Below are 23630 nucleotides of genomic sequence, written 5' to 3'. Positions count from 1 at the left end.
GCACCGGCGGGGCACGCCTGGCGCCGACGTCGACGTTTACTCCTCGGGGGCTCGGGAACCCGCCGCCCGTGCGACGGGACCAGGAGCGGGATCAGTGCAGGTCAGCCCGGGTTGACCCGGGTGCTGACCGGTTCCCGTCCGGCCTCTACGACGCGGTGCTGCTGGACCGGGACGGCACGCTGATCGAGGACGTGCCGTACAACGGCGACCCGGAGAAGGTACGGCCGGTGCCGGGCGCCCGGGAGGCGCTGGACCGGTTGCGGGCGGCCGGGTTGCGGCTCGCCGTGGTGACCAACCAGTCCGGCCTGGCCCGCGGCTGCTTCACCGCGGACGAGCTGAGGCTGGTCAACGCCCGGGTGGAGGAACTGCTCGGGCCCTTCGACCACTGGGCGATCTGCCCGCACGCGGAAGCCGACGGGTGCGCCTGCCGCAAGCCGGCGCCCGGGCTCGTACACGAGGCAGCCCGCGCGCTCGGCACCACGCCGACCCGGTGCGTGCTGATCGGCGACATCGGCGCGGACACGGCCGCCGCCGCGGCGGCCGGCGCTGCCACGATCATGGTGCCCACGCCGGCCACCCGGGCCGCCGAGGTGGCCGCCGCGCCGACCGTCGCCGCCGACCTGCCGGACGCGGTGAGCACAGTGCTGGCCAGGATGCGCCTCACGGCCGCGCCGCAACGCGCGGGCCGTAACCGCCGGGGCACGGTCCTCGTGGTCCGCAGCGACGCCGCCGGTGACGTGCTGGTGACCGGTCCCGGCATCCGCGCGGTGGCGGCCGGCGCGCAGCGGGTGGTGCTGCTGTGCGGGCCACGCGGCCGGGCGGCGGCCGAACTGCTGCCCGGCGTGGACGAGATCATCGAAGCGCCGTTGCCGTGGATCGACGCGCCCGCCCCACCCGTCGACCCGGGTGACATGCGCGCGCTCACCGACCGGCTCGCGGCCGTACGCGCCGACGAAGCCGTCGTCTTCACCTCCTTCCACCAGTCCGCGCTGCCGCTGGCGCTGCTGCTGCGCCTGGCCGGGGTGCCCCGGATCAGCGCGATCAGCGACGACTACCCGGGCAGCCTGCTCGACGTGCGCCACCGCGTCCCGGCCGGCGTACCCGAACCGGAACGCGCCCTGTCCCTCGCCGCCGCCGCCGGATTCGCGCTGCCCGGCCACGACGAACCCGCCCTGCGCATCCGCTCCGACCGGCTTCCGCCGCCCGCGGCCGAGGCCGGGGCGCCCGGCTACGTGGTGCTGCACCCCGGGTCCTCGGTGGAGACCCGCGCCTGCCCGGAGGAACTGGCCACGCGAGTGGGCCGGGTGCTCGGCGCGGCCGGTCACCGGGTGGTGGTCACCGGCGGGCCGGACGAGCGGGAGCTGACCGCCCGGGTCGCGGCGGCGGGCGGCGTCGACCTCGGCGGGCGTACCGGGCTGGCGGAGCTGGCCGCTGTGGTCGCCGGCGCCGGCGCGCTGGTGGTCGGCAACACCGGCCCCGCGCACCTGGCCGCCGCGCTCGGCGTGCCGGTGGTGAGCCTGTTCGCGCCCACTGTGCCGTTCGGGCAGTGGGGGCCCTACCGGGTGCCGACAGTGCGCCTCGGTGACGCGGCGGCGCCCTGCCGGGACACCCGCGCCACCGTCTGCCCGGTCCCCGGGCACCCGTGCCTGTCGGCGGTCGAGCCGGGCCGGGTGCTGGAGGCGTTGCGGCTGCTCGGCGTGCCGGCGCCGGTGGCGGGCGGGGTGGTCGGATGAACATCCTGCTGTGGCACGTCCACGGGTCGTGGACGACGTCCTTCGTGCACGGCAAGCACCGCTACCTGGTGCCGGTCACGCCGGACCGGGGCCCGTACGGGCTGGGCCGGGCGCGCACCTACCCGTGGCCGGACAGCGCGGTCGAGGTCACGCCGGAAGACCTGCGCGGCGCCGACGTGGACCTGGTGATCCTGCAGCGCCCGGAGGAACTCGACCTGGCCGCCGAGTGGCTCGGCCGCCGCCCCGGACGCGACGTCCCGGCGATCTACGTCGAGCACAACACGCCGAAAGGCGACGTGCCGAACACCCGCCATCCCATGGCCGACCGCGACGACCTGCTGCTCACCCACGTCACCGCGTTCAACGAGCTGTTCTGGGACAACGGCGGCACCCGCACCACGGTGGTCGACCACGGCGTCGTACCGCCCGCCGTCGAGTGGACCGGCGAACTCGACCGCCTCGCCGTGGTCATCAACGAGCCGGTACGCCGCTGGCGCGTCACCGGCACCGACCTGCTCGCCCGGTTCGCCGCGCTCGCCCCGCTCGACGTCTACGGCATGAAGGTGGCCGGTCTCGCCGCCCACCTCGGACTGCCCGAGGACCGGCTGACCAGCCACGACGACGTACCCCAGCACGCCATGCACGCCGAACTCGCCAAACGGCGCGCCTACCTGCACCTGTGCCGCTGGACCTCACTGGGCCTCAGCCTCGTCGAGGCCATGACCATGGGCATGCCGGTGGTGGCGCTGGCCACCACCGAAGCGGTGGAAGCCGTCCCGCCGGAGGCGGGCGCGCTGTCCACCCGGGTCGACACGCTCGTCGAGGCCGCCCGTGGCCTGCTGGACGACAGGGAGTCCGCCCGCCGGGCGGGCGCCGCGGCGCGGGCCGCCGCCCGGGGCCGCTACGGCCTGGAGCGTTTCCTCGCCGACTGGGACCGGCTGCTGGAGGAGGAAGTATGCGCATCGCGATGATCTCGGAGCACGCCAGCCCGCTCGCCGTCCTCGGCGGGGAGGACGCCGGTGGCCAGAACACGCATGTCGCGGAGCTCTCCGCCGCGCTCGCGGCCGCCGGTCACGACGTACGGGTCTACACCCGGCTCGACGCGGTGGACCTGCCGGTGAGCGTGCGTGCCCCGGACGGGTACGAGGTGGTGCACGTACCGGCCGGGCCGGCCGAGCCGGTGGCCAAGGACGACCTGCTGCCGTACATGCCGGCGTTCGGCAACTGGCTGGCCGACCGGTGGCGCACCGGCGACTGGCAGCCCGAGGTGGTGCACGCGCACTTCTGGATGAGCGGGCTGGCCGGGCTCGCCGCGGCCCGCCGCGCGGGCGTGCCGGTGGTGCAGACCTACCACGCGCTCGGCACCGTCAAGCGCCGCCACCAGGGCGCGCAGGACACCAGCCCGCCGGGCCGGGTCGAGCACGAGCGGAAGCTGGGCCGCTCGGTGGACCGGGTGGTCGCCCAGTGCCAGGACGAGGTCGCCGAGCTGGTCCGGATGGGTGTGCCCCGCTCCCGGATGACAGTCGTGCCGTCGGGGGTGAACCTGTCCACGTTCGCCCCGCTCGGCCCGGTCGCCGACCGTGACGGCGGCCGGGCCCGCATCCTCACCGTCGGCCGGCTGGTCGAGCGCAAGGGCTTCCAGGACGTCATCCGGGCCGTCGCCGAGGTGCCGGACGCCGAGTGCGTGGTGGTCGGCGGCCCGCCGGCCGGACTGCTGGAGACCGACCCGTACGCGCTGCGCCTGCGGACGCTGGCCCGCTCGCTCGGCGTCGCCGACCGGGTACGGCTGGTCGGCGCGGTCCCCCGGGAGGAGATGGGCCGCTGGTACCGGTCCGCCGACGTGCTCGTCGCCGCACCCTGGTACGAGCCGTTCGGGCTCACCCCGCTGGAGGCGATGGCGTGCGGCGTGCCGGTGGTCGGCACCGCGGTCGGTGGGCTCATCGACACGGTGGTGCCCGGCCGCACCGGCGACCTGGTGCCGGCCCGCGATCCGGCGGCGCTCGGCGCGGCGATCCGGGGCCTGCTCGGTGACCGGATCCGCCGGTTCGCCTACGCCACCGCGGCGCTGGAGCGGGCGCACACCCGCTACTCGTGGGCCACCACCGCCGACCGCCTCACCGAGTTGTACGGCGAGGTGGCCAGCGTCGGCCGTCCCACCCGGGTGGTCGCCTGATGACGGCGACCCCGCCGGCCGCCGGCGGCACGCTGCTGGAGGACCATCTGGCGCTGCTGGCCGCCGCGCTGCTGCCGCTGCGGGAGTCGGAGCGGATGCTGGCCCGCTGGGGTGAGGATCTGGCGCAGCGGCTCGCCGCCGGCGGGCGGCTGCTGGTGGCCGGCAACGGCGGCAGCGCCGCCGAAGCCCAGCACCTCACCGCCGAACTCGTCGGCAAACTCCGCCACGACCGCCAACCCCTGTCCGCCATCGCCCTCCACGCCGAAACCAGCGCCCTCACCGCCATCGCCAACGACTACGGCTACGACGAAACCTTCGCCCGACAGGTACGCGCCCACGGCCGACCCCACGACATCCTCCTGCTTCTCACCACCAGCGGCACCAGCACCAACCTCCTGACCGCCGCCCACGCCGCCCACCAGACCGGCCTGCGCACCTGGGCCTTCACCGGCCCCGCGCCCAACCCCCTCGCCGACCTCTGCCACGAGCACCTGGCGATCGACTCGCCGGACGGGCAGGTGGTGCAGGAACTGCATCTGGTGGCCTCGCACGTGCTCTGCGAGTACGTCGAACGGGCGCTGCCGGCGGCGCTCGCCGCCCCGGCGCCGGCCGAACCGGTGCGTACCGGCGTCGAGGTGGTGCTCGGCGACCCGGACCCGGCGGCGCCCGCCGGACCGGGAGGCCGGGCATGAGGGGGCCGGTGGTGGTGCTCGGGGACACGCTGCTGGACCGCGACGTCGAGGGTCTGGTGAACCGGCTCTGCCCGGACTCCCCGGTGCCGGTGCTGGACGAGACCTCCTCCGTCGACCGTCCCGGCGGCGCCGGCCTGGCCGCGGTGTTCGCGGCCGCTCAGGGCGCCGAGGTCGCGCTGGTCACCGCGGTCGCCGACGACGCCGGCGGGGCCCGGATCGGCACGCTGCTCGCCGCCGCGGGGGTGCGGTTGTACGCGCTGCCGCTGGCCGGCGCCACCCCGGAGAAGGTCCGGCTGCGGGTACGCGGCCGGGTGCTGCTGCGCCACGACCGGGGCGGTACGGCCGGTGTGCCCGGTCAGCCCAGCGACGCCGTGCTGCGGCTGATCGCCGACGCGTCCGCCGTGCTGGTGAGCGACTACGGCCGGGGCGTGGCCGGGCATCCCGCGCTGCGCGCCGCGCTGGCCGCCACCCGGGCGCCGGTGGTCTGGGACCCGCATCCGCGCGGACCGGCAGCCGTACCCGGGGTGCACCTGGCCACCCCGAACGAGCCGGAGGCCCGCGACCTGGCCAAGACGCCGCCGGGCGGGTCCCGCCTCGCGGCCGCGTCCCGCAGCGCGCAGGCGCTGCGCCGCCGCTGGCAGGCGCGCGCGGTAGCGGTGACGCTCGGCGGGGACGGCGCGCTGCTCTGTCACGCCGGATCCACGCCCCTGGTGGTGCCGGCGCCACCGGCCGAGGGGGACACCTGCGGGGCGGGGGACCGCTTCGCGTCCACCGCGACGCTCGCGCTGGCCCGTGGGGCGCTGGTCTCCGAGGCGGTGCAGGAGGCGGTCGCGCAGGCGTCCGCGTACGTGGCCGGGGGTGGCGTGGCCGCCGCGCTGCCGGCCCCGGTACGGGCGGTGGCCCCGGCGGTGGTCACCGGCGGCGGCGACCGGGTCGGCGCCGGGGCGGCCGGTGAGGTGGTGGCCCGGGTACGCGCGGCCGGCGGCACCGTGGTCGCCACCGGCGGCTGCTTCGACCTGCTGCACGCCGGGCACGTGGCGACGCTCCAGGCGGCCCGGCAACTCGGCGACTGCCTGGTGGTCTGCCTCAACTCCGACGCCAGCGTGGCCGGGCTCAAGGGCCCGGAGCGCCCGGTCGTGCCGCAGGGCGACCGGGGCCGGCTGCTCGCCGCGCTCGGCTGCGTCGACGCGGTGCTGATCTTCGACGAGCCGACCCCGGAGGCGGCGCTGTCCTGGCTGCGTCCGGACATCTGGGTCAAGGGCGGCGACTACGCCAGCGGCGGCGGCGCCGAGACGTTGCCCGAGTCGGAGATCCTGGCCCGCTGGGGCGGGCACACGGTGGTGGTGCCGTACCTCGACGGGCGCTCGACCACCGACATGATCGCTGCCGCGCGGGCGGGACGGGGCAGCGGCGGCTGGCCGGCCCCGACGCTCGACCCGGCGGAGGCCGTCGCGCAGACGGTGGTCCGGTCCACGGCGAAGGGAGCACGATGAACGAGCGACGCATCCGATCCGGCGCGGTCGCGCGGGCGGCGGCATGAACGCCCCCGCTCCCGGCGCCGGGCCCGCGGTCCTGGTCACCGGCGGGTCGAGCGGGCTCGGCGCGGCGGTGGTCGCCGCGGTGGCCCGCTCCGGTGGACGCCCGCTGGTGCTGGACCGGCAGCGTCCCGCCGACGGTGTGCCCTGGGCCGAGTGCGACCTGGCCGACACCCGAGCCGCCGAGGCCGCCACGCGCGATCTCGCGGAACGCTCCGGCGGGCTGGACGCCGTGGTCACCGCCGCCGGCATGGACGTGCCGGGGAAGCTGGCCGACATCCCGGCGGAGACCTGGGAACGGATCGTCACTGTGGACCTGCTCGCCACGGCCGCGGTGATCCGGGCCGCGCTGCCCTGGCTGGAGGCGTCCCGCGGCAACATCGTCACGGTGGCCTCGACGCTGGGCGTGAAGGCGGTGAGCGACGCGACGGCGTACTGCGCGGCGAAGTTCGGGGTGGTGGGCTTCACCCGGGCGCTCGCCGCCGAGCTGGCCGGCACTGTGGGCGTGACGCTGCTGATCCCGGGCGGGATGCGGACCGCGTTCTTCGACGAGCGGGACGCGCAGTACCGCCCCGGCCCGGACGCGGTGCTCAACGAGCCGTCCGACACCGCCGCCGCGGTCATGTTCGCGCTCTCCCAGCCGGCCGGCTGCGCGGTACGCGAGATGGTGGTGTGCGCCGCGCAGGAGTCCTCGTACCCGTGATCCTGGTGCTGCGGGCGCTCGGCGTCGGCGACCTGGTCACCGCCGTGCCGGCGTTGCGTGGCCTGCGCGCCGGCCTGCCGGGCCGGGAACTGGTGCTCGCCGCGCCGGACTGGCTGGCGCCGCTGGCGGAGCTGACCGGGGCGGTCGACCGGGTACTGCCCACCACCGGACCGGACCGGATCGCGTGGACCGGACCGCCGCCGGAGGTGGCGGTCAACCTGCACGGCCGGGGGCCGCAGTCGCACCGGGCGCTGGCCGCCGTACGCCCCGGCCGGCTGCTCGCCCACCGCAACCCGGACGCCGGGCACCCGGACGGCCCGGCCTGGGACGACGACGAGCACGAGGTGCGCCGCTGGTGCCGCCTGCTGCACGCGTACGGCCTGCCGGCCGACCCGGGAGACCTCGCGCTGCGCCGTCCGGCGGCGGGCGGCGTACCGGCCGGGTTGACGCTGCTGCACCCGGGCAGCAAGATCCCGGCGAAGCGCTGGCCGGCGCGGCGGTTCGCCGGGCTGGCCCGGGAGCTGACCGCGCGCGGTCACCGGGTGGCGGTGACCGGATCTGCCGGCGAGCGGGCGCTGGCCGAGCGGGTCGCCCGCGACGGGGGGCTGCCGCCGGAGGCGGTGCTGGCCGGCCGGACCGGGCTGGCCGAGCTGGCCGCGCTCGTCGCGGGCGCGCGGCTGGTGGTCAGCGGGGACACCGGCGTGGCGCACCTGGCCACCGGCTACGGCACCGCCTCGGTGGTGCTGTTCGGGCCGATGCCGGCGGCGCACTGGGGGCCACCGGCGGACCGGCCTCGCCACCGCGCCCTCGGTGCGATCGAGCCCACGCACGTCAACCCGGATTCGACCGGGTCACGCGGGGTAGGAAGCCACCCGACATTGAATGCCATCGGGATCGACGAGGTGGTGGCCGCGGTGGCCGACGTGGAACGGGTTTCCGGTGCGGTTGCGGCGTAGCGATCCGGGCCGGCCGGGGTACGCGCGCCGGCGACGCGGCAAGGGCTGGCTGTTCCTCGACCCGGCCGGCGAGCCGGTGCGCGACGCCGGGGATCTGGCCCGGCTGCGCGAGCTGGTCATCCCGCCCGCCTGGCAGGACGTGTGGATCTCGCCGTACCCGAACGGCCACATCCAGGCCACCGGCATCGACGCGGCGGGCCGCAAGCAGTACCTCTACCACCCGGGCTGGCGGCGCAAGCGCGACGAGGCGAAGTTCGACCACGTGCTGGAGGTGGCCCACCGGCTGCCCGCGCTACGGGACCGGGTCACGCAGGACCTGGCGCTGCGCGGCCTGCGCCGGGAGCGGGTGCTCGCCACCGTCGCCCGGCTGCTCGACATGGGCGCCTTCCGGGTCGGCAGCGACCAGTACGCCACCGGCGACGACCCGACCTTCGGGGTGGCCACGCTGCGCCCCGAGCACACCCGCTCCCGGGGCGGGTGCGTGGTCTTCGAGTTCCCCGCCAAGGGCGGCATCGAGCAGGTCCGCCGGATCGAGGACGCGGAGCTGTGCCGGGTGCTGCTCAACCTGCGCCGGCGGCGGCGGGCCCAGGAGCGGCTGTTCGGCTACTGGGACGGCCGGTCCTGGCGCGACGTGCGCAGCGACGAGGTGAACGACTACCTGCGCGACGCCAGCGGCGGGGAGATGACCGCGAAGGACTTCCGTACCTGGCACGCCACAGTGCTGGCGGCGGCCGAGCTGGCGACAGTGGGCCCGCAGCGCTCCGCCACCGCCCGCAGGCGGGCGGTGGCCGGGGTGATGCGGTCGGTGGCCGAGTTGCTCGGCAACACCCCGACGGTGGCGCGGGCCTCCTACGTGGACCCGCGGGTGGTCGACCTCTACCACGACGGGGTGCTGGCGCCGGTGCAGCCGGAGATGCCACGCGAGGCGGTGGAGAAGTCGGTGCTGGCGCTGCTGGAGGAGGAGGCCGGCTGACCGGCCCCGTCGGTCCTGGGGGGAAGCGCGACGGGGCCGGAAACCTCGTCCGGCGCGGATGCGGGGAGACCGCCACCGGGGCGGCCGCCCGCGGCCGGGCCGCCGCGGACGCCACGCCACGGCCCCCCGATACCAGTGGGCCGCCGCTGGGAGCGGTCTCAGCCCTGCGTTCAGTATGTCCGCGCCGAGTTGACTGCGGATGCCGTGGTGTTGACGATCCGTGCCGGTTCCAGATGACGGGCCCGGAATGCCTGCGGTGTCTCCGCGTGCGCGGCCCGGAAGGCGCGGCTGAAGTGTGCCTTGTCCCGGAAGCCCCAGCGGGCGGCGATGAGCTGGATCGAGCGGTCGCTCAGCGCCGGGTCGGCGAGGTCGCGCCGGCACCGGGCCAGCCGCTCGTCCCTGATGTACGCCGCGACGGTGGTCTCCTCGTCCTCGAAGAGCCGGTGCAGCGAGCGCACCGAGATGTGGTGCGCGTCGGCGATCCGGCCCGGGTCCAGCGAGGCGTCCCCGAGGTGCTGCTCCACGTACGAGCGCACCTGGGCGAGCAGGGCGCGCCGCCGGATCTCGGTGGGGACCGCCTCCTCGGAGACCAGGTTGCGGCCGAGCAGCGTGGCGACCAGGTCCAGGCCGATCCCGCCCAGCCGCTCGGCGTCGGCGGCGTGGTACTGCTCGGGGTGCGCGGTGATCCGGACGAGGAAGTCGGCGAGCAGGCCGCCGACGCCCTCGGAGCCGGACATCCGCCCGGCGAACAGGGGAGCGAGACGGCGGCGCGGCAGCGGCAGCGCGTCGTACGGCATCAGGGCCACGATCGAGCGGGCGTACGCGGGCCCGGCCGGGTCGGCGTGGTGGCTGACCTCGTGCGGGCGGGAGCAGTCGTAGAAGGTGAGGTCGCCGGGGCGGCAGCAGGCCCTTTGCCCCGCCTGGTCGGCCTGGCTGGTCCCGGTGAGCGTGAGCGCGAGCAGGTAGTAGTCCGGGTCGGAGCGCTGGATCAGCTTCGAGGTGCGGACGCAGTCCACCGACGGGTAGCGGTAGCGGATGAGCCGCATCCGGCCCAGCTCGACGAACTCGGCCCGCGCGACGAAGTCGTCGGCGTGCGCGGTGTGCACCCGCAGCGGCGTCGGGGTGCTGGCCATCATGTCCAGCCACATGCCGAAGCGCTCGCGTGGTGGCAGATCCTCCGTGTCGAGCACCTGCCGGCGCAGCTTCCCGTCCATCAACCGACCCCCGTGGTTCGTCACACCTGCTAGAACCAGGACGCCCCACGGGGCCGAAAAGCGACACCCGTGGGGCCGTGACGTCCGTCATTGACGGACCGGGGAGCCTTCTGTTAGCAGTCCGTTCAGTCGTTCAGCACCTGGGCCAGCCGGTCCCGGAACCGCCGCTCCGAGTCGGTCACCGTGTCGCCGCCGAGGCCCAGGATGCCGCCGGTGGAGGCCGCGCCCACCACCTGCTCGGCGATGTCCACCAGCCAGTGCCGGTACGCCCCGGCCTGACCCTCGTCCACCCGGGCGGCGAGCAGGGCGGCGGCCTGGCCGGCCCGGGCCAGCACGTCCTCGATCATCGCCTTCGGGTCCTCCGGCGTGAGCACCGGAAGCTCCGCGCCGGTCTCCGGGTCGCCGACCCGGTCGACGATCTCGCCGGCCACCGCCGCGACGAGCGGGCTCGCCGACTCGCGGCCGGCGGCGATGGTCTGCAGCCCGGCGGCGTTCTCGGCCATGGTGCGGCGGGTGCCGTCGGACTCGGCGGCGGCCGCCGCGGTGAGCACCGACTGCGGCAGCCCCACCAGCAGCCCCCACTCCTCGTCGGAGACGCCGAACCGGGTGTACGCCGGCTGCTCGATCACGATCAGGCCCCTTTCGCCGTGGTCGTCGTTCGTCGACGGGCGCCGCCGCGGCGCCCGGGTCAGGCTAGTCGAGTTCCAGCAGTCCCTGTTCGGACACCACGGGCACGGAGAGCGTCTTGTAACCGACCTCGTCGAAGAGCACAGTCATCCGGTCCTCCTCGTAGCTGAGCACCAGGCCGGCGCCCCACTCCGGGTGGCGCACCTGGCTGTGCACGGGGAACGGCCCGACCGCGCCGTCTCCGGCCACGCTGGTGCCGGCGTGGCAGTTGTCGCAGTGCCCGCAGACCTCGTGCATCTGCTCGCCGAAGTACGCCAGCAGGGCCTGGCCCCGGCACCCGGTGGTCTCGGCGAACGCGCGCATCATGTCGGTACGCGACCGGGTCACCGTCTGCTGCCGTTCCGCCTCGGCCAGCGCGGCCCGGCCGGACTCGGCGGCCGCCGGGGCGTACCGGGGCGCGCCGATGCGCTGCCGGGCGCGCGGCTCGGCGGCGCCGACCTGCTCCAGCAGGGACAGGTACTGGCCCAGTTTGCGCGGGCCGAGCCCGGTCAGCTCGCGCAGCTCCTTGCGGTTGCGGGCCTTGCCGCGCAGCACCGCGGCCAGCTCGGTCAGCTCCTTTTCGTCCGGCAGCCCGCCGCTGAAGTAGCGCTGCAGGCCGACGTCCTCGGCGCGCCACAGCAGCAGCACCCGGGCCGGTGAGCCGTCGCGCCCGGCGCGGCCGATCTCCTGGAAGTAGCTGTCCGGCGAGTCGGGCAGCGCCATGTGCACCACCCAGGCGATGTTCGGCTTGTCGATGCCCATGCCGAACGCCGACGTGGCCACCATGATCGGCACCCGGTCGGCGAGGAACGCCTCGTGCAGCTCGTGCCGGGCCGCGGTGGGCATGCCGCCGTGGTAGAACTCGGCCGGGAAACCGGCGCCGGTGAGCCGCTCGGCCAGTTCCTCGGCCGCGCGCCGGGTCGGCACGTAGATGATGCCGGGCCGCTCGTCGTCGCGCAGCAGCGCGATCAGCCGCCGCCACCGGTAGTCGTCGGTGGGGCAGTGGGCCACCTCGAGGAAGAGGTTGGGCCGGTCCAGCCCGGAGACCACCACCTCGGGCTCGCGCAGCCGCAGCCGGGCGATGATGTCGTCGCGTACCGGCGGGGAGGCGGTGGCGGTGAGCGCCACCACCGGCGGGCGGCCCAGGCCGTCGATCAGGTGGCCCAGCGCCAGGTAGTCCGGGCGGAAGTCGTGGCCCCACGCCGAGATGCAGTGCGCCTCGTCGATCGCCACCAGCGCCGGCTTCAGCTCCCGGACCTCGGCGAGCCGGTCCGGGTTGCTCAGCGCCTCCGGCGTGATGAACAGGAACTCCGCCCGCCCGGCCCGGATGTCCTCGATCGCCTCGGCCTGCTGGGCGGCGCTCTCGTCCGAACTGATCCGCACCGCGCGCAGCTCCGGACGCTGCCGTTCGTTGAGCGCGGCGATCTGGTCCTGCTGCAACGCCAGCAGCGGGGAGATCACCACCGTGGGGCCGGGGATCAGGCTGGCCGGGATCTGGTAGATCGCCGACTTGCCGGCGCCGGTGGGCAGCACCACCAGCGCGTCGCGGCGCTTCATCACGGCGCGCATGGCGGCGAGCTGGTTGGGCCGCAGCGCGGTCCAGCCGAACAGGTTCCGTGCCGCCCGGCGCAGGCTGGAGGAGTGAGTGGTCAGTTTCATCAAGCGCCTCAGCTACCCCCGGCGATCCCGCGCGAAACCGCCTGCGCCGCTCACCCGCCCGGTGCGGATCAGCGGCGGAACATGGCGCGGATGGCGATCAGCAGGAACAGGCCGCCGACGATCAGGCCGAGCAGCCGTACGCCGGGGATGTCGGCGGCGCTGGTGGCGTCGGCGAGCGGCAGGGCGGACATGTGGGAACTCTCCCACGGGAGGTCGCGGGACGCCACCGCCTAACAGTAAGGATTGTTGACTATTTAGCTGCGCGGTGTGACCATGTCAGCACCCGCCGGCCCCGGCGGGTCCGTGGGGGAGACGGGGGTACGACAGCACATGAGCGAGCGGACCGAGGGATCGACCGGAGATCTGGCGGCGCTCGCCGCCGCCGTCCTGCAACCGGGGTTCGTCGGCACCACGCCGCCGCCGTGGGTGTGCCGCTGGCTCGGCGAAGGGCTCGGCTCGGTCGTCCTGTTCGCCCGCAACGTCGTCGACCACGAGCAGGTCGCCACGCTCACCGCGAACCTGCGGGCCGAGCGGCCGGACGTCATCGTGGCGATCGACGAGGAGGCCGGCGACGTCACCCGGATCGAGTCCGCCCGGGGCAGCTCCCGGCCCGGCAACTACGCGCTCGGCGCGATCGACGACCCGGCGCTGACCGAGGAGGTCGCCCGCGACCTCGGCGCCGAACTGGCAGCCGTCGGCGTCACTCTGGACTACGCCCCGGACGCCGACGTCAACTCCAACCCGGCCAACCCGGTGATCGGGGTGCGCGCGTTCGGCGCCGACCCGGACCTGGTCGCCCGGCACACCGCCGCCTGGGTACGCGGCCTGCAGTCCGGCGGCGTCGCCGCCTGCGCCAAGCACTTCCCCGGACACGGCGACACCCGGGTCGACTCGCACCACGACCTGCCCCGCATCGGCGGCGGCCGGGCCCGCCTCGACGCGGTCGAGCTGGCCCCGTTCCGGGCCGCCGTGGCCGCCGGGGCGCAGGCGGTGATGACCGGCCACCTGCTGGTGCCGGCGCTGGACCCGGAACTGCCCGCCACGCTCAGCCCGCGCGTGCTGGGCGGGCTGCTGCGCGAGGAGATGGGCTTCGGCGGCGTGGTGGTCACCGACGCGGTGGAGATGCGGGCGGTGGCCGACCGGTACGGCTTCACCGGCGCGGCGGTGCGCGCGCTCGTGGCCGGCGCGGACGCGATCTGCGTGGGCGGGGAACGGGCCACCGAGGCCGACGCCCGCGAGCTGCGCGACGCGATCGTCGCCGCGGTGATCAGCGGCGAGCTGCCCGAGGAGCGGCTCGCCGAGGCGGCCAAGCGCGTCGGTCAGCTCGCCGCCTGGAGCGTCGCCGCCCGCGCCCGCCGGGTCGCCGGCACGCCACCGGCCGACGGCTCACCGATCGGGCTGGCCGCCGCCCGCCGGGCGGTCCGGGTCAGCGGCGACGCCGCGCTGCTGCCGCTGGCCGGGCCGGCGCACGTGGTGGAGTTCGCGCCGCCGCGCAACATCGCCATCGGCGAGGAGACGCCGTGGGGGATCGCCGCGCCCCTGGCCAGCCTGGCGCCGGGCACCACGACCGCCCGCTACGCCGCCGACGCCGTACCGGCCGACCCGGGCGACCTGCCGGCCGGACGGCCGCTCGTGCTGGTGGTGCGGGACCTGCACCGGCACGACTGGATGCGGGACGCGGTGCGCCGGGCGCTCGCCGCGCGCCCGGACGCGGTGGTGGTCGAACTGGGCGTGCCCGAGCTGGTCACCGGCGCGGTGCACCTGGCCACCCACGGCGCCACCGCCGCCGCGGCCCGCGCCGCCGCCGAGGTGCTCAGCGGCGCCCGCTGACTTCCGGGCCGGCCGGGCGGGGAGGTCCCCCGGCCGGCCCGGGCCTCACGCCGGGTCGGCCACCAGGTCGGCGTACTCGGGGTGACGCTTGACGAACGCGGCCACGAACGGGCAGCTCGGCACGATCCGGCCGCCCCGGGCGCGGACCTCGTCCAGCGCGCCCCGGACCAGCGCCGCGCCGACGCCCTGACCCTGGAACCGGTCGTCGACCTCGGTGTGCGTGAAGACCAGCACCCCGTCGCCGGGGGTGTACGCGGCGAACCCGGCCAGCGCGTCGTCCACCAGGATCTCGAAGCGACGCTTGGCGGGGTTGTCCTCGACCTGAAAGCTCACCGGGCCATTCTCCCTCCGGGGCCGGCCAGCCGGTCCAGTTCGGTCAGCAGCCGGTCCACCTCCTCGACCGTGTTGTAGTGGTAGACGCTGGCCCGGACCGCGCCGCCGTCGGCGCGCAGGCCCATCGTGCGGAAGTACTCGTAGGCGTAGTAGTCGCCGTGCGACAGGCACAGCCCCGCCTCGCCCAGCGCCGCCGCCGTCTGCGCCGGGGCCAGGCCGGCCACCCGGAACGACACCGTCGGGCAGCGCCGGGCCGGTGCGCCGTAGACGGTCACGAACGACCGGCCGGTCAGCCCGGCGAACAGCCGCTCGAAGACCGCCTCCTCGTGCGCCTGCGCGGCGGCCAGCCCGGCGCGTACCCGCTCCCGCCGGTCGCCGGTCGCGGCCGGATCCAGGCCGGCCAGGTGGTCCACCGCGGCGGTCACCCCGGCCAGCAGCGGGAAGCTCGGCGTGCCGTACTCGAACCGGTCCGGCACCGAGTCGGCGGAGGGAAGCAGCTTCGCCGGGCGCAGCGCCTCCCAGCGCGCCGGGTCGGCCACCATCGCCGCGAGGTGCGGCCCGGACCACTTGTACGCGCTGGTCACCAGGAAGTCCGCGCCGAGCGTGGACAGGTCGGTCGGGCCGTGCGGCACCGAGTGCACGCCGTCCACGCACACCAGCGCGCCGGCCGCGTGCGCGGTCTTGGCGATCGCCGCCACGTCCGGCACGGTGCCGATCGCGTTGCTGCCGGCGGTCACCGCGACCAGCCGGGTCCGTTCGGTGACCAGGTCGGCGTACTGGCCGGCGGGCAGCTCGCCGCTCACCGGGTCGAACTCGGCCCAGCGCACGGTGGCGCCGGCCGCCTGCGCGGCCTGCACCCAGGGCCGGACGTTCGCGTCGTGGTCCAGCCGGGACACCACCACCTCGTCGCCCGGCCGCCAGCCGGCACCGAGCGTGCGGGCCAGGGTGTACGTCAGCGCGGTCGCGCTCGGACCGAGCACCACGCCCGACGGCTGCGCGCCGAGCAGGTCGGCGACCGCCGCCCGCGCCCCGGCGACCAGCTCCAGCGCCCGGCGGCCGGGTACGAAAGCGGCGCTGCGGTTGCCGGTGGCGGCGCGCATGGCGCCGGTCACCGCCTCGATCACGCCGGCCGCGGTCTGGGTGCCCCCGGCGCCGTCGAAGTGGGCGAATCCCTCGGCCAGGGCGGGGTAGGCGGCCCGGACCCGGGCGACGTCGAAAGCCATTCCGGCACCCTAGCGCGCACCCCGGACGCCCCGCCCGGCGTGCCGTCGCGGGCCCCGGGCGCGACGGCGCGCTGGCGCAGTCCGCCTATCCTTGGGCGGGTGACGATCCGACGCGCCACCTCCGCCCCCGCCCGCCGTGCCGCCGGTCTGCTCGCCGGCCTCGCCCTCGGCGCCGCGCTGCTCGCCGGATGCAGCTCCGAAGGCGCCGAGACCGACTGCGGCCTCGACGCCTGCACGATCACCTTCGACCGGGGCGTGGAAGCCAGCGCCCGGATCCTCGGCGTCGAGGCGAAGCTCGTCGGCGCCCAGGGCGACCAGGTCACCGTCGAGGTGGCCGGGGAACAGCTCTCCCTGACCGTGGGCCAGCAGGCCACCGAGGTCGCCGGCTTCCAGGTCAGCCTGGACAGCGTCACCGACCAGCAGGTGGTGCTGCGGGTCGCCCGCGACCTCGCCGGCTGATCCGTTTCGGCCGCTCCCGGCGGGCGCGGACGTTTGGAAAATCGCCCGCCGGGAGATTGAGGGCTCATGTCTCTCACCCGGAATGCCGGAGCCACCGCCGCCCAGGCTCGAAACAGCCGGTGGCTCGAACTGTTGACCCGTGGCGGCTTCATCGGATACGGAATCGTGCACCTTCTCCTCGCCTGGCTGGCGCTGCAGATCGCCTTCGGCAAGTCCGGCGAGGAGGGGAACCAGAACGGCGCGCTGCGCACCCTCGGTGAACAGCCGCTCGGGAAGTTCCTCCTGATCGCGATGGCGGTCGGCCTGTTCGCCATGGCGATCTGGCAGGCCTTCGAGGCGATCTCCGGCCACGTCTCCCGGACCGGCAAGGAACGCACGTTCGAACGGATCGCCTCGGCGGTCCGGGTCGTCGTGTTCGTCTGGCTGGGCTGGACCGCGATCAAGGTCTTCCAGGACGCCAGCGCCAACGCCTCGGACCAGCAGCAGCAGTTCTCCGAGAAGCTGATGGCCTCCGACGGCGGCCGGTGGCTGGTCGGGCTGGCCGGACTTGCGCTCGCCGCGCTCGGCGTCGGCATGGTGATCTACGGCCTGAAGAAGAAGTTCGAGCGCAACCTCAAGACCGGCGAGATGAGCCCGAAGACCCGCCAGCTCACCCGCCGTCTCGGCATGGCCGGGTACGCCTCCCGGGGCACCGTGTTCGCCATCGCCGGCGTGCTCGTCGTGGTCGCCGCGGTCAACTACGACCCGGAGAAGGCGCGTGGCCTGGACGCCGCGCTGCGGACGCTGCGCGACCAGTCGTACGGGCCGTGGCTGCTGGCGCTCATGGCGCTGGGCATCGCCGCGTTCGGCGTCTACTGCTTCTTCCAGTCCCGGTACCGCAAGGTCTGATCCTGGTCGATACCCGGGCCGCCGGGCACCATTGGGCCTTTGCGCCCGATTCCGCCCGGTCGGAGGGAGAGAGAGTTCGTGCAGAGTTACGTTGTGACCATCGCCGCCGCGCTCGCCGCGGCGGCGATCGCGTTGGTGCTGGCCCAGGTGGTGCACCGGGTCACCCGCCGGCTGGGCCGCCGCTCGCTGCTGATGACCGAGCTGACCGAGCACGCGCACCGCGCGTTCCAGGTGGCCGCCACAGTCGTCGCGGTGCAGATCGCGGTGCGGTTCACCACCTTGTACGCGGTCGGCAGCCCGTGGCGGCAGTTCGTCCTGCACACGCTCGTGCTGGCGATGATCGCCGCCACCGCCTGGCTGGTGGCCTCGCTGCTGGTGGTGGCGGAGGACACCGCGCTGGCCCGGTTCCGGGTGGACGTGCCGAACAACCGGCACGCCCGCCGGGTGCGTACCCAGGTGGTGCTGCTGCGCCGGCTGACCATCGCGGTGATCGTGATCCTCACCGTCGGCGTCATGCTGATGACGTTCCCGGCCGTACGCGGCGTCGGCGCGGGTGTGCTGACCTCCGCCGGTGTGATCGCCGCGGTCGCCGCGCTGGCCGCGCAGAGCCTGCTCGGCAACGTCTTCGCCGGTCTCCAGCTCGCGTTCAGCGACGCGGTGCGCCTGGACGACGTGGTGGTGGTCGAGGGGGAGTGGGGCCGGATCGAGGAGCTGACGCTCAGCTACGTGGTGGTGCAGGTCTGGGACGACCGCCGCCTGATCCTGCCCACCTCGTACTTCACCAGCCGGCCGTTCCAGAACTGGACCCGGACCGAGGCGGCGGTGCTCGGCACCGCCGAGTTCGACCTGGACTGGGCCATCCCGGTGCAGGCGATGCGGGAGGAGCTGCGCCGCCTGTGCGAGGGCACCGAGCTGTGGGACGGGCGGGTCTGCGTGCTCCAGGTGACCGACGCGACCGGCGGCATGGTCAAGGTCCGCGCGCTGGTCAGCGCCGCCGACGCGGGCAGCCTGTGGGACCTGCGCTGCCTGGTCCGCGAGCACCTGGTGACCTGGGTACGCGACCAGCGCCCGACCGCCCTGCCCCGGCTGCGCGCCGAGGTGGGCGACGCCACCGGCCCCCTGCCCTGGCAGGCGGCGCAGCCGCGCCGCCCGGTCCGCCGCCCGGCCGGCACCGAGGCGCCCGACGACGCGCGGGTCTTCGGCGGCAGCGACGACGGCGAGGCGCGCAGCGAGGTGTTCGTGGGCCGCGAGGACCACGCCGAGGCGCGTCGCTGACCCCATACCCCCGATCGGGGACCCCGGCTGCCCACGGCGCCGGGGGTTCCCGCGTTCGGGCGGCTTTCCGGCCGGACGGGTTTGGCCGGACGGTTGCGGGGGACGTGGTGCGCACGCCCCGGATCCGGCGCTCACGGCGCCGGGTTCCGGCGGCGCGCGGCCGGGCGGACCGGCCGCGCCGCGCAGGATTGACGGGCGGCGACTCCGGGCATACAGCGCGGTGATGACGAAAGGAGGACAGCATGGCTGACGTCGCGAGTCGCAGCACGTCCCGGACCGGGAACGAGCCGTCCACCGCGGAACTGGTCCAGCGCGCCACCGAGCAGGTCACCCGTCTGGTACGGGACGAGCTGGCGCTGGCCCGGGCGGAACTGACCCAGAAGGGCAAGCACGCCGGGATCGGGATCGGTCTGTTCGGCGGCGGCGGGGTGATGGCGCTCTACGGCGCCGGCGCCCTGGTCGCCACCGTGATCCTGCTGCTGGCGCTGGTCATGCCGGCGTGGCTGGCGGCCCTGATCGTGGCGGTGGCGTTGTTCCTGCTCGCCGGGATCCTGGCGCTCGTGGGCAAGAAGCAGGTCAGCCGTGCCGTCCCGCCGGTGCCCGAGGCGGCCGTCCGTAGCGTGCGGGCGGACGTCGACACGGTCACCGCCGCGGTGAAGGACGGGAGACGGGCATGACCGGCAACGGAACCGGGGACGTGGCGGCGCTCCGGGAGGAGATCCGCCGGACCCGGGTGGAACTCGGTGAGACGATGGAGCTGCTCGCGGCCAGGGCCGACCCGAAGGCGCTGGTGCGGCACTCCGCCGAGGCGGCGAAGGCGCGGATGCGCGAGCAGGCGTCGCTGACCGCGGCCCGGGTGCGCGGGCGGGCGGCGGAGCGGGCCCGGCTGGTCCGGGCGCAGGCGTACGAGAAGGGTGAGGCGGTCGGGCGTAACCCGTTGCCGTGGGCGGCCGTCGCGGCCGGGGCCCTGGTGACGGTGGTGGTGCTGGCGATCGTCCGAGGGAGGCGCAGGTGAGCGGGAAGATCGGCAAGGCGGCGTACAAACCGGTGGGGGTGCTGCTCGGCCTGGCCGCCGGTACCGTCGCCGGCGTGATCTTCCGCCAGGTCTGGAAGTTGACAGCGGGCGACGGCGAGGCGCCGAGCGCCACCGACGAGGACCGCCGCTGGGGCGAGGTGCTCGCCGCCGCGGCCCTGCAGGGCGCCATCTTCTCGGTGGTGCGGGCCGCCGTCGACCGAGGTGGAGCGGTGGGCGTGCGCCGGTTGACCGGTCGCTGGCCGGACTGACGAAAGGCCGGAAAGGCCCCTTTCCCGAGCGCGGGAAAGGGGCCTTTCGCATGGCTCCGGCGGGGCCGCGCAGCGGCGTCGGCGCGACCTTCAGGTCACATGTCGGAGAATTTCGTCCGCTAGGCTGTGCGAAGTTTTTGCGTACGTGGTTTGCTGTCTCACGCTGTTGAGAGACGCGTGGGTTGAGAGAAGTCTCCGGTACTGGGGGCCGCCTCAGGCGCCGCTGCTCGAAAACGGCCAATCGGCCGCACGGCGTGCTCGGCCGCCAGTTTTAGAAGGAGATACACATGGCGCAGGGAACCGTGAAGTGGTTCAACGCTGACAAGGGCTTCGGCTTCATCACCGTCGACGGCGGGGGTGCTGACGTGTTCGTCCACTTCTCGGCCATCCAGACCAGCGGCTACCGCACGCTGGAGGAGAACCAGCGGGTGGAGTTCGAGATCGCCCAGGGTCAGAAGGGTCCGCAGGCCGAGCAGGTCCGCCCCATCTGAGCTGACCGCACCGGCCGCGCCGGCCGGTGCCGGAAGCCCCGCATCCCGTACGGGAGGCGGGGCTTCGCCTTGCCCGGCTCCTCAGCGGCGGGCACGCATGCCCCACCACAGCCCGACGAGTCCGATCAGGATCAGCACCGCGCCCACGTACGCCCAGAGCCGCTCGTCGCTCAGCGCGCTGCCCTCGACATACCCGAGCCCGAGCACCGTCCACAGCGCACCCAGCACCACGGCGAGCAGCCCCACTGTGAGCCGGAACCAGCCCCTCATCGTTCCCCCTCCGACGACGACAGTTCCGCTCCAGCATGCCCGGCGGCGCGGGCGGCCGGCGACGCCGCGCCGACCGGCCGGCTCACCACCGGTCGTGCACCTGCGGGCGGATCAGCTCGTCGTAGGCGGCCCGCACCGCGGCCAGCTCCACGTCGGTCAGTGCCGGCTGGCCGGCTGCCTCCGCGTTGCGCCGCGCCTGCTCGGGGGAGCGGGCGCCGGGGATCACCACCGTCACGCCCGGCTGGTCGAGGATCCAGCGCAGCGCGAACTGCGCCATCGTGCGGTCGTCGCCGACCAGCGGGGCGAGCCGGCGCACCGCGGCCAGGCCCAGGTCGTAGTCGACGCCGGAGAACGTCTCGCCGACGTCGAACGACTCACCGTGCCGGTTGAACGTGCGGTGGTCGTCCGCCGGGAACGTGGTGTTCTCGTCGTAGCGGCCGGAGAGCAGGCCGCTGGCCAGCGGCACCCGGGCGATGATCCCGACCCCGGCGGCAGCGGCGGCGGGCAGCACCTGCTCCAGCGGCTTGTGCCGGACCGCGTTGAGGATGATCTGCACGCTCGCCACCCCGGGCCGGGCGATGGCGGTGAGCGCCTGGTCGCAGGTCTCCACGCTGACGCCGTACCCGGCCACGCGCCCCTCGGCGACGAGCGTGTCGAGGGCGTCGAAGACCCGGTCGTCGGCGAAGACGGCGGTGGGCGGGCAGTGCAACTGCACCAGGTCGAGCGTGTCGACGCCGAGGTTGGCGCGGGACCTGTCGGTCCAGGCCCGGAAGTTGTCGAGTGTGTACGCCTCCGGCGTCTGCTCCACCCGTCGGCCCATCTTGGTGGCCACGGTGAGCCCGTGTCCGGGGCGGGAGCGCAGGAACCGGCCGATCAGCGCCTCGCTGCGGCCGTCGCCGTACACGTCGGCGGTGTCCAGGAAGGTGACGCCCGCGTCGACGGCGGCGGCGAGCACGGCGAGCGCCGCGTCCTCGCTGACCTCGCCCCAGTCCGCGCCGAGCTGCCACGCGCCGAGTCCGATGATGCCGACGTGCCGGCCGAGCCGGTCGAAGCTGCGCTGTTCCACCCGGCCGAGCCTAGTGAGCCGCTTGCCGTGGCGCGCGGCGGGCCGTACGGTCTAACAAGACGTACGTACGGTTTGGAGGCTGTCATGTGGGATCCGCGCACCTACCTGCGCTACGGCGACGAGCGCTCCCGGCCGTTCCACGACCTGCTGGCCCGGGTCGGCGCCGAGTACCCGCGTGCCGTGGTCGACCTCGGCTGCGGCCCCGGCACGCTCACCGCCACGCTCGCCGGCCGCTGGCCCGGCAGCCGCGTCACCGGCCTCGACTCCTCCCCGGAGATGATCGCCCGGGCGAACGCCGAGAGCGGACCGGTCGGCTACGCCGTCGGCGACGTCCGCGACTGGCGGCCCGAGCCCGACGTCGACGTGCTGGTCGGCAACGCCGTGCTCCAGTGGGTGCCGGAACACCGCGACCTGCTCCGCCGCTGGGCGCACGCACTGCCGGCGGGCGCCTGGATGGCGTTCCAGGTGCCGGGCAACTTCGACGCGCCGTCGCACCGGCTGCTGCGCTCCGTCGCCGCGCGGGAACCGTGGCGCGACGCGCTCGCCGGCAAGCTGCGCGAGGCGCCGGTCGACGAACCCGTCGGCTACGCCACGCTGCTGACCGACGCGGGCTGCGCGGTCGACGCCTGGGAGACTACGTACGTGCATCTGCTGCCCGCCACCGGCGCCGACCACCCGGTGCTGGCCTGGATGGAGGGCACGGCGCTGCGCCCGGTCCGCGCCGCGCTGGACGCCGCCGGCTGGGCCGCCTTCCGCGCCGAGCTGGGGGTACGGCTCGCGCAGGCGTACCCGGTGCGGCAGGGTCAGGTGTACTTCCCGTTCCGCCGGATCTTCATGGTGGCCCGCACCGGCGCCCGCGCAGAGGAGAACTCGTGACCGACCTGCCCACCTTCATCGCCGGACTACCAAAGGTGGAGCTGCACGTGCACCACGTCGGCTCCGCCTCGCCCCGGATCGTCGCCGAGCTGGCCGCCCGGCACGAGGGGCGCAGCCCGGTGCCGGCCGACCCGGAGGCGCTCGCCGACTACTTCGCGTTCCGCGACTTCGCCCACTTCATCGAGGTCTACCTCAGCGTGGTGGACCTCATCCGCGACGCCGACGACGTCTGGCTGCTCACCCACGAGGTCGCCCGGGAACTGGCCCGCCAGCAGGTCCGGTACGCCGAGCTGACCGTCACGCCGTACTCGCACGTGAACCGGGGCATCCCGGCGCCGGCGTTCTGCGAGGCCATCGAGGACGCCCGCAAACGCGCCGAGGCCGACTTCGGCATTGCGCTGCGCTGGTGCTTCGACATCCCCGGCGAGGCCGGCCTGCCCGCCGCCGAGCAGACGCTGCGGATCGCGCTCGACGAACGACCCGACGGGCTGATCAGCTTCGGCCTCGGCGGCCCCGAGATCGGCGTGCCCCGGCCGCAGTTCAAGCCGTACTTCGACCAGGCACGGGCGGCCGGGCTGCGCTCGGTGCCGCACGCCGGCGAGACCACCGGCCCGGAGACGATCTGGGACGCGCTGCGCGAACTGGGCGCCGAGCGGATCGGCCACGGCATCTCCGCCGTGCAGGACCCGGCGCTGCTGACCTACCTGGCCGAGCGGCGGATCCCGCTGGAGATCTCCCCGACCTCCAACGTGCGGACCCGGGCCGTGCCGAGCATCGACGCGCACCCGCTGCCCCGGATCGTCGAGGCCGGCGTGCCGGTCAGCATCAACTCCGACGACCCGCCGATGTTCGGCACCACGCTCAACGACGAGTACACGGTGGCCGCCCGGCTGCTGCGACTCGGCCCGGACGGCGTCGCCGCGCTGGCCCGCGACGCGGTCGCCGCTGCGTTTCTGCCCCCGGCCGAGCAGGCCCGGATCAGCGCCGAGATCGACGCGTACCGGGTGAGCGCGGCACGCTGAGCGGCCGTACCGGCGTCGGCCGCCGGGAGCCCCGGGGCGGCCGGCGCCGCGCGGTCAGCATCACCCCGGCCAGGGCCAGCGCGGACAGCGCGGCGGCCGGACCTGATGCGACAGCCGCTGGCCGGACCGGGCCGTGGGCGAGCACCGGGTCCTGCCAGAAGGCGAGCGTGAGGGCGATGCCCAGGCCGATCACGGCGGCCCAGCGGAGCAGACGGCCGACGGTCGGCGTCATGACGGTCACCTCGCCCGGAACGACGGGAGAGCGCGCGACGGGAGCGAGGTGTGGGGGGACCGAACTCCCGCCGCGCG

At 75.2% G+C, this 23630-nt stretch carries 27 protein-coding genes; 18 read left to right on the top strand and 9 right to left on the bottom strand.

The window, feature by feature from the left end:
- Positions 1–68: 68 nt before the first annotated feature.
- From HA073_RS11700 to HA073_RS11665, 8 genes are read left to right on the top strand one after another with little or no spacing between them, the layout of a single operon-like run.
- Positions 69–1733: an HAD-IIIA family hydrolase gene (locus HA073_RS11700; RefSeq protein ID WP_166456362.1), complete on the top strand. Its 1665-nt coding sequence runs from the start codon at positions 69–71 to the stop codon at positions 1731–1733.
- Positions 1730–2704, top strand: a complete 975-nt coding sequence (locus HA073_RS11695; RefSeq protein ID WP_064448753.1) for a glycosyltransferase — start codon at positions 1730–1732, stop codon at positions 2702–2704. The genes HA073_RS11700 and HA073_RS11695 overlap by 4 nt, the downstream gene beginning before the upstream one ends.
- Positions 2689–3906 (top strand): glycosyltransferase, encoded by a 1218-nt coding sequence (locus HA073_RS11690; protein WP_166456361.1) that lies wholly within the window; start codon positions 2689–2691, stop codon positions 3904–3906. The genes HA073_RS11695 and HA073_RS11690 overlap by 16 nt, the downstream gene beginning before the upstream one ends.
- Positions 3906–4598: an SIS domain-containing protein gene (locus HA073_RS11685; RefSeq protein ID WP_043325027.1), complete on the top strand. Its 693-nt coding sequence runs from the start codon at positions 3906–3908 to the stop codon at positions 4596–4598. The genes HA073_RS11690 and HA073_RS11685 overlap by 1 nt, the downstream gene beginning before the upstream one ends.
- A complete protein-coding gene (locus HA073_RS11680; RefSeq protein ID WP_166456360.1) occupies positions 4595–6091 on the top strand; it encodes a PfkB family carbohydrate kinase in 1497 nt (498 codons plus the stop codon). The genes HA073_RS11685 and HA073_RS11680 overlap by 4 nt, the downstream gene beginning before the upstream one ends.
- Before the next feature lie 43 nt (positions 6092–6134).
- A complete protein-coding gene (locus tag HA073_RS11675) occupies positions 6135–6836 on the top strand; it encodes an SDR family oxidoreductase (protein WP_043325024.1) in 702 nt (233 codons plus the stop codon).
- On the top strand, positions 6833–7792 hold the full coding sequence (locus HA073_RS11670) for a glycosyltransferase family 9 protein (protein ID WP_166456359.1): 960 nt from the start codon (positions 6833–6835) through the stop codon (positions 7790–7792). Before HA073_RS11675 ends, HA073_RS11670 begins: the two co-directional genes overlap by 4 nt.
- Positions 7776–8765: a DNA topoisomerase IB gene (locus HA073_RS11665; RefSeq protein WP_166456358.1), complete on the top strand. Its 990-nt coding sequence runs from the start codon at positions 7776–7778 to the stop codon at positions 8763–8765. The genes HA073_RS11670 and HA073_RS11665 overlap by 17 nt, the downstream gene beginning before the upstream one ends.
- Positions 8766–8935: 170 nt before the next feature.
- Here HA073_RS11665 and HA073_RS11660 read toward each other — a convergent pair whose 3' ends face one another.
- The 4 genes from HA073_RS11660 to HA073_RS30875 form a co-directional block, all read right to left on the bottom strand.
- Entirely contained in the window at positions 8936–9979 is a 1044-nt protein-coding gene (locus HA073_RS11660; protein WP_043325022.1) for a helix-turn-helix domain-containing protein, read from the bottom strand.
- Between the two features lie 125 nt (positions 9980–10104).
- The gene (locus HA073_RS11655; RefSeq protein ID WP_064448748.1) at positions 10105–10608 is read right to left on the bottom strand and encodes a hypothetical protein; all 504 of its coding nucleotides are present in this window, start codon (positions 10606–10608) and stop codon (positions 10105–10107) included.
- Between the two features lie 64 nt (positions 10609–10672).
- Complete coding sequence (locus HA073_RS11650) at positions 10673–12304, bottom strand: ATP-dependent DNA helicase RecQ (RefSeq protein ID WP_064448747.1); 1632 nt, start codon at positions 12302–12304, stop codon at positions 10673–10675.
- 68 nt (positions 12305–12372) lie between these two features.
- Positions 12373–12495: a hypothetical protein gene (locus HA073_RS30875; RefSeq protein WP_255358596.1), complete on the bottom strand. Its 123-nt coding sequence runs from the start codon at positions 12493–12495 to the stop codon at positions 12373–12375.
- Positions 12496–12634: 139 nt separating this feature from the next.
- Here HA073_RS30875 and HA073_RS11645 point away from each other — a divergent pair, with 139 nt between their 5' ends.
- Complete coding sequence (locus HA073_RS11645; protein ID WP_166456357.1) at positions 12635–14134, top strand: glycoside hydrolase family 3 protein; 1500 nt, start codon at positions 12635–12637, stop codon at positions 14132–14134.
- Positions 14135–14179: 45 nt separating this feature from the next.
- Here HA073_RS11645 and HA073_RS11640 read toward each other — a convergent pair whose 3' ends face one another.
- Complete coding sequence (locus tag HA073_RS11640) at positions 14180–14467, bottom strand: GNAT family N-acetyltransferase (protein WP_064448745.1); 288 nt, start codon at positions 14465–14467, stop codon at positions 14180–14182.
- Entirely contained in the window at positions 14464–15690 is a 1227-nt protein-coding gene (locus HA073_RS11635) for a cysteine desulfurase-like protein (RefSeq protein ID WP_166456356.1), read from the bottom strand. The genes HA073_RS11640 and HA073_RS11635 overlap by 4 nt, the downstream gene beginning before the upstream one ends.
- 99 nt (positions 15691–15789) lie before the next feature.
- Between HA073_RS11635 and HA073_RS11630 the strand changes: the two genes are divergently transcribed.
- The 7 genes from HA073_RS11630 (at position 15790) to HA073_RS11600 (ending at position 20087) form a co-directional block, all read left to right on the top strand.
- The gene (locus HA073_RS11630; protein ID WP_030499883.1) at positions 15790–16149 is read left to right on the top strand and encodes a hypothetical protein; all 360 of its coding nucleotides are present in this window, start codon (positions 15790–15792) and stop codon (positions 16147–16149) included.
- Between the two features lie 66 nt (positions 16150–16215).
- Positions 16216–17037: a DUF1206 domain-containing protein gene (locus HA073_RS11625; RefSeq protein WP_043325016.1), complete on the top strand. Its 822-nt coding sequence runs from the start codon at positions 16216–16218 to the stop codon at positions 17035–17037.
- Between the two features lie 78 nt (positions 17038–17115).
- Complete coding sequence (locus tag HA073_RS11620) at positions 17116–18312, top strand: mechanosensitive ion channel family protein (protein WP_043325015.1); 1197 nt, start codon at positions 17116–17118, stop codon at positions 18310–18312.
- Between the two features lie 242 nt (positions 18313–18554).
- Complete coding sequence (locus tag HA073_RS11615) at positions 18555–18989, top strand: phage holin family protein (RefSeq protein ID WP_043325014.1); 435 nt, start codon at positions 18555–18557, stop codon at positions 18987–18989.
- Positions 18986–19327, top strand: coding sequence for a DUF3618 domain-containing protein (locus HA073_RS11610; RefSeq protein ID WP_043325013.1), 342 nt, complete (start codon positions 18986–18988; stop codon positions 19325–19327). The genes HA073_RS11615 and HA073_RS11610 overlap by 4 nt, the downstream gene beginning before the upstream one ends.
- Complete coding sequence (locus tag HA073_RS11605; RefSeq protein ID WP_043325012.1) at positions 19324–19596, top strand: DUF4235 domain-containing protein; 273 nt, start codon at positions 19324–19326, stop codon at positions 19594–19596. Before HA073_RS11610 ends, HA073_RS11605 begins: the two co-directional genes overlap by 4 nt.
- A gap of 287 nt (positions 19597–19883) precedes the next feature.
- On the top strand, positions 19884–20087 hold the full coding sequence (locus HA073_RS11600) for a cold-shock protein (RefSeq protein WP_007075740.1): 204 nt from the start codon (positions 19884–19886) through the stop codon (positions 20085–20087).
- Between the two features lie 81 nt (positions 20088–20168).
- Here the strand turns inward: HA073_RS11600 and HA073_RS11595 are convergent, their stop codons facing one another.
- Together HA073_RS11595 and HA073_RS11590 are read right to left on the bottom strand one after the other, a co-directional pair.
- A complete protein-coding gene (locus HA073_RS11595; protein WP_043325011.1) occupies positions 20169–20357 on the bottom strand; it encodes a hypothetical protein in 189 nt (62 codons plus the stop codon).
- Between the two features lie 82 nt (positions 20358–20439).
- Positions 20440–21423: an aldo/keto reductase gene (locus tag HA073_RS11590; protein ID WP_064448742.1), complete on the bottom strand. Its 984-nt coding sequence runs from the start codon at positions 21421–21423 to the stop codon at positions 20440–20442.
- 84 nt (positions 21424–21507) lie between these two features.
- On the opposite strand from HA073_RS11590, the gene HA073_RS11585 reads away from it, so the two are divergent.
- On the top strand, positions 21508–22299 hold the full coding sequence (locus tag HA073_RS11585; protein ID WP_166456355.1) for a trans-aconitate 2-methyltransferase: 792 nt from the start codon (positions 21508–21510) through the stop codon (positions 22297–22299).
- A complete protein-coding gene (locus HA073_RS11580) occupies positions 22296–23321 on the top strand; it encodes an adenosine deaminase (RefSeq protein WP_166456354.1) in 1026 nt (341 codons plus the stop codon). The genes HA073_RS11585 and HA073_RS11580 overlap by 4 nt, the downstream gene beginning before the upstream one ends.
- On the opposite strand, the gene HA073_RS11575 is transcribed toward HA073_RS11580, so the two are convergent.
- Positions 23278–23553, bottom strand: coding sequence for a hypothetical protein (locus tag HA073_RS11575; protein ID WP_113973165.1), 276 nt, complete (start codon positions 23551–23553; stop codon positions 23278–23280). The two genes, HA073_RS11580 and HA073_RS11575, sit on opposite strands and share 44 nt — an antisense overlap.
- Positions 23554–23630: the final 77 nt, after the last annotated feature.

Source organism: Micromonospora sp. CMU55-4 (assembly GCF_011602315.1).
GTDB classification, from domain to species: Bacteria; Actinomycetota; Actinomycetes; order Mycobacteriales; family Micromonosporaceae; genus Micromonospora; species Micromonospora chalcea.
The sequence above is the reverse complement of the archived record's forward strand: the minus strand, read 5'-3'. Positions and strand labels throughout refer to the sequence as shown.

What these genes read in the sequence shown, in the direction of transcription:
- HA073_RS11695 (WP_064448753.1), top strand. Translation starts at nt 1,730, where the DNA reads ATGAACATCCTGCTGTGGCACGTCCACGGGTCGTGGACGACGTCCTTC.
- HA073_RS11690 (WP_166456361.1), top strand. Translation starts at nt 2,689, where the DNA reads ATGCGCATCGCGATGATCTCGGAGCACGCCAGCCCGCTCGCCGTCCTC.
- HA073_RS11685 (WP_043325027.1), top strand. Translation starts at nt 3,906, where the DNA reads ATGACGGCGACCCCGCCGGCCGCCGGCGGCACGCTGCTGGAGGACCAT.
- HA073_RS11680 (WP_166456360.1), top strand. Translation starts at nt 4,595, where the DNA reads ATGAGGGGGCCGGTGGTGGTGCTCGGGGACACGCTGCTGGACCGCGAC.
- HA073_RS11675 (WP_043325024.1), top strand. Translation starts at nt 6,135, where the DNA reads ATGAACGCCCCCGCTCCCGGCGCCGGGCCCGCGGTCCTGGTCACCGGC.
- HA073_RS11660 (WP_043325022.1), bottom strand. Translation starts at nt 9,979, where the DNA reads ATGGACGGGAAGCTGCGCCGGCAGGTGCTCGACACGGAGGATCTGCCA.
- HA073_RS11650 (WP_064448747.1), bottom strand. Translation starts at nt 12,304, where the DNA reads ATGAAACTGACCACTCACTCCTCCAGCCTGCGCCGGGCGGCACGGAAC.
- HA073_RS30875 (WP_255358596.1), bottom strand. Translation starts at nt 12,495, where the DNA reads ATGTCCGCCCTGCCGCTCGCCGACGCCACCAGCGCCGCCGACATCCCC.
- HA073_RS11645 (WP_166456357.1), top strand. Translation starts at nt 12,635, where the DNA reads ATGAGCGAGCGGACCGAGGGATCGACCGGAGATCTGGCGGCGCTCGCC.
- HA073_RS11635 (WP_166456356.1), bottom strand. Translation starts at nt 15,690, where the DNA reads ATGGCTTTCGACGTCGCCCGGGTCCGGGCCGCCTACCCCGCCCTGGCC.
- HA073_RS11625 (WP_043325016.1), top strand. Translation starts at nt 16,216, where the DNA reads ATGTCTCTCACCCGGAATGCCGGAGCCACCGCCGCCCAGGCTCGAAAC.
- HA073_RS11615 (WP_043325014.1), top strand. Translation starts at nt 18,555, where the DNA reads ATGGCTGACGTCGCGAGTCGCAGCACGTCCCGGACCGGGAACGAGCCG.
- HA073_RS11610 (WP_043325013.1), top strand. Translation starts at nt 18,986, where the DNA reads ATGACCGGCAACGGAACCGGGGACGTGGCGGCGCTCCGGGAGGAGATC.
- HA073_RS11600 (WP_007075740.1), top strand. Translation starts at nt 19,884, where the DNA reads ATGGCGCAGGGAACCGTGAAGTGGTTCAACGCTGACAAGGGCTTCGGC.
- HA073_RS11595 (WP_043325011.1), bottom strand. Translation starts at nt 20,357, where the DNA reads ATGAGGGGCTGGTTCCGGCTCACAGTGGGGCTGCTCGCCGTGGTGCTG.
- HA073_RS11585 (WP_166456355.1), top strand. Translation starts at nt 21,508, where the DNA reads ATGTGGGATCCGCGCACCTACCTGCGCTACGGCGACGAGCGCTCCCGG.
- HA073_RS11575 (WP_113973165.1), bottom strand. Translation starts at nt 23,553, where the DNA reads ATGACGCCGACCGTCGGCCGTCTGCTCCGCTGGGCCGCCGTGATCGGC.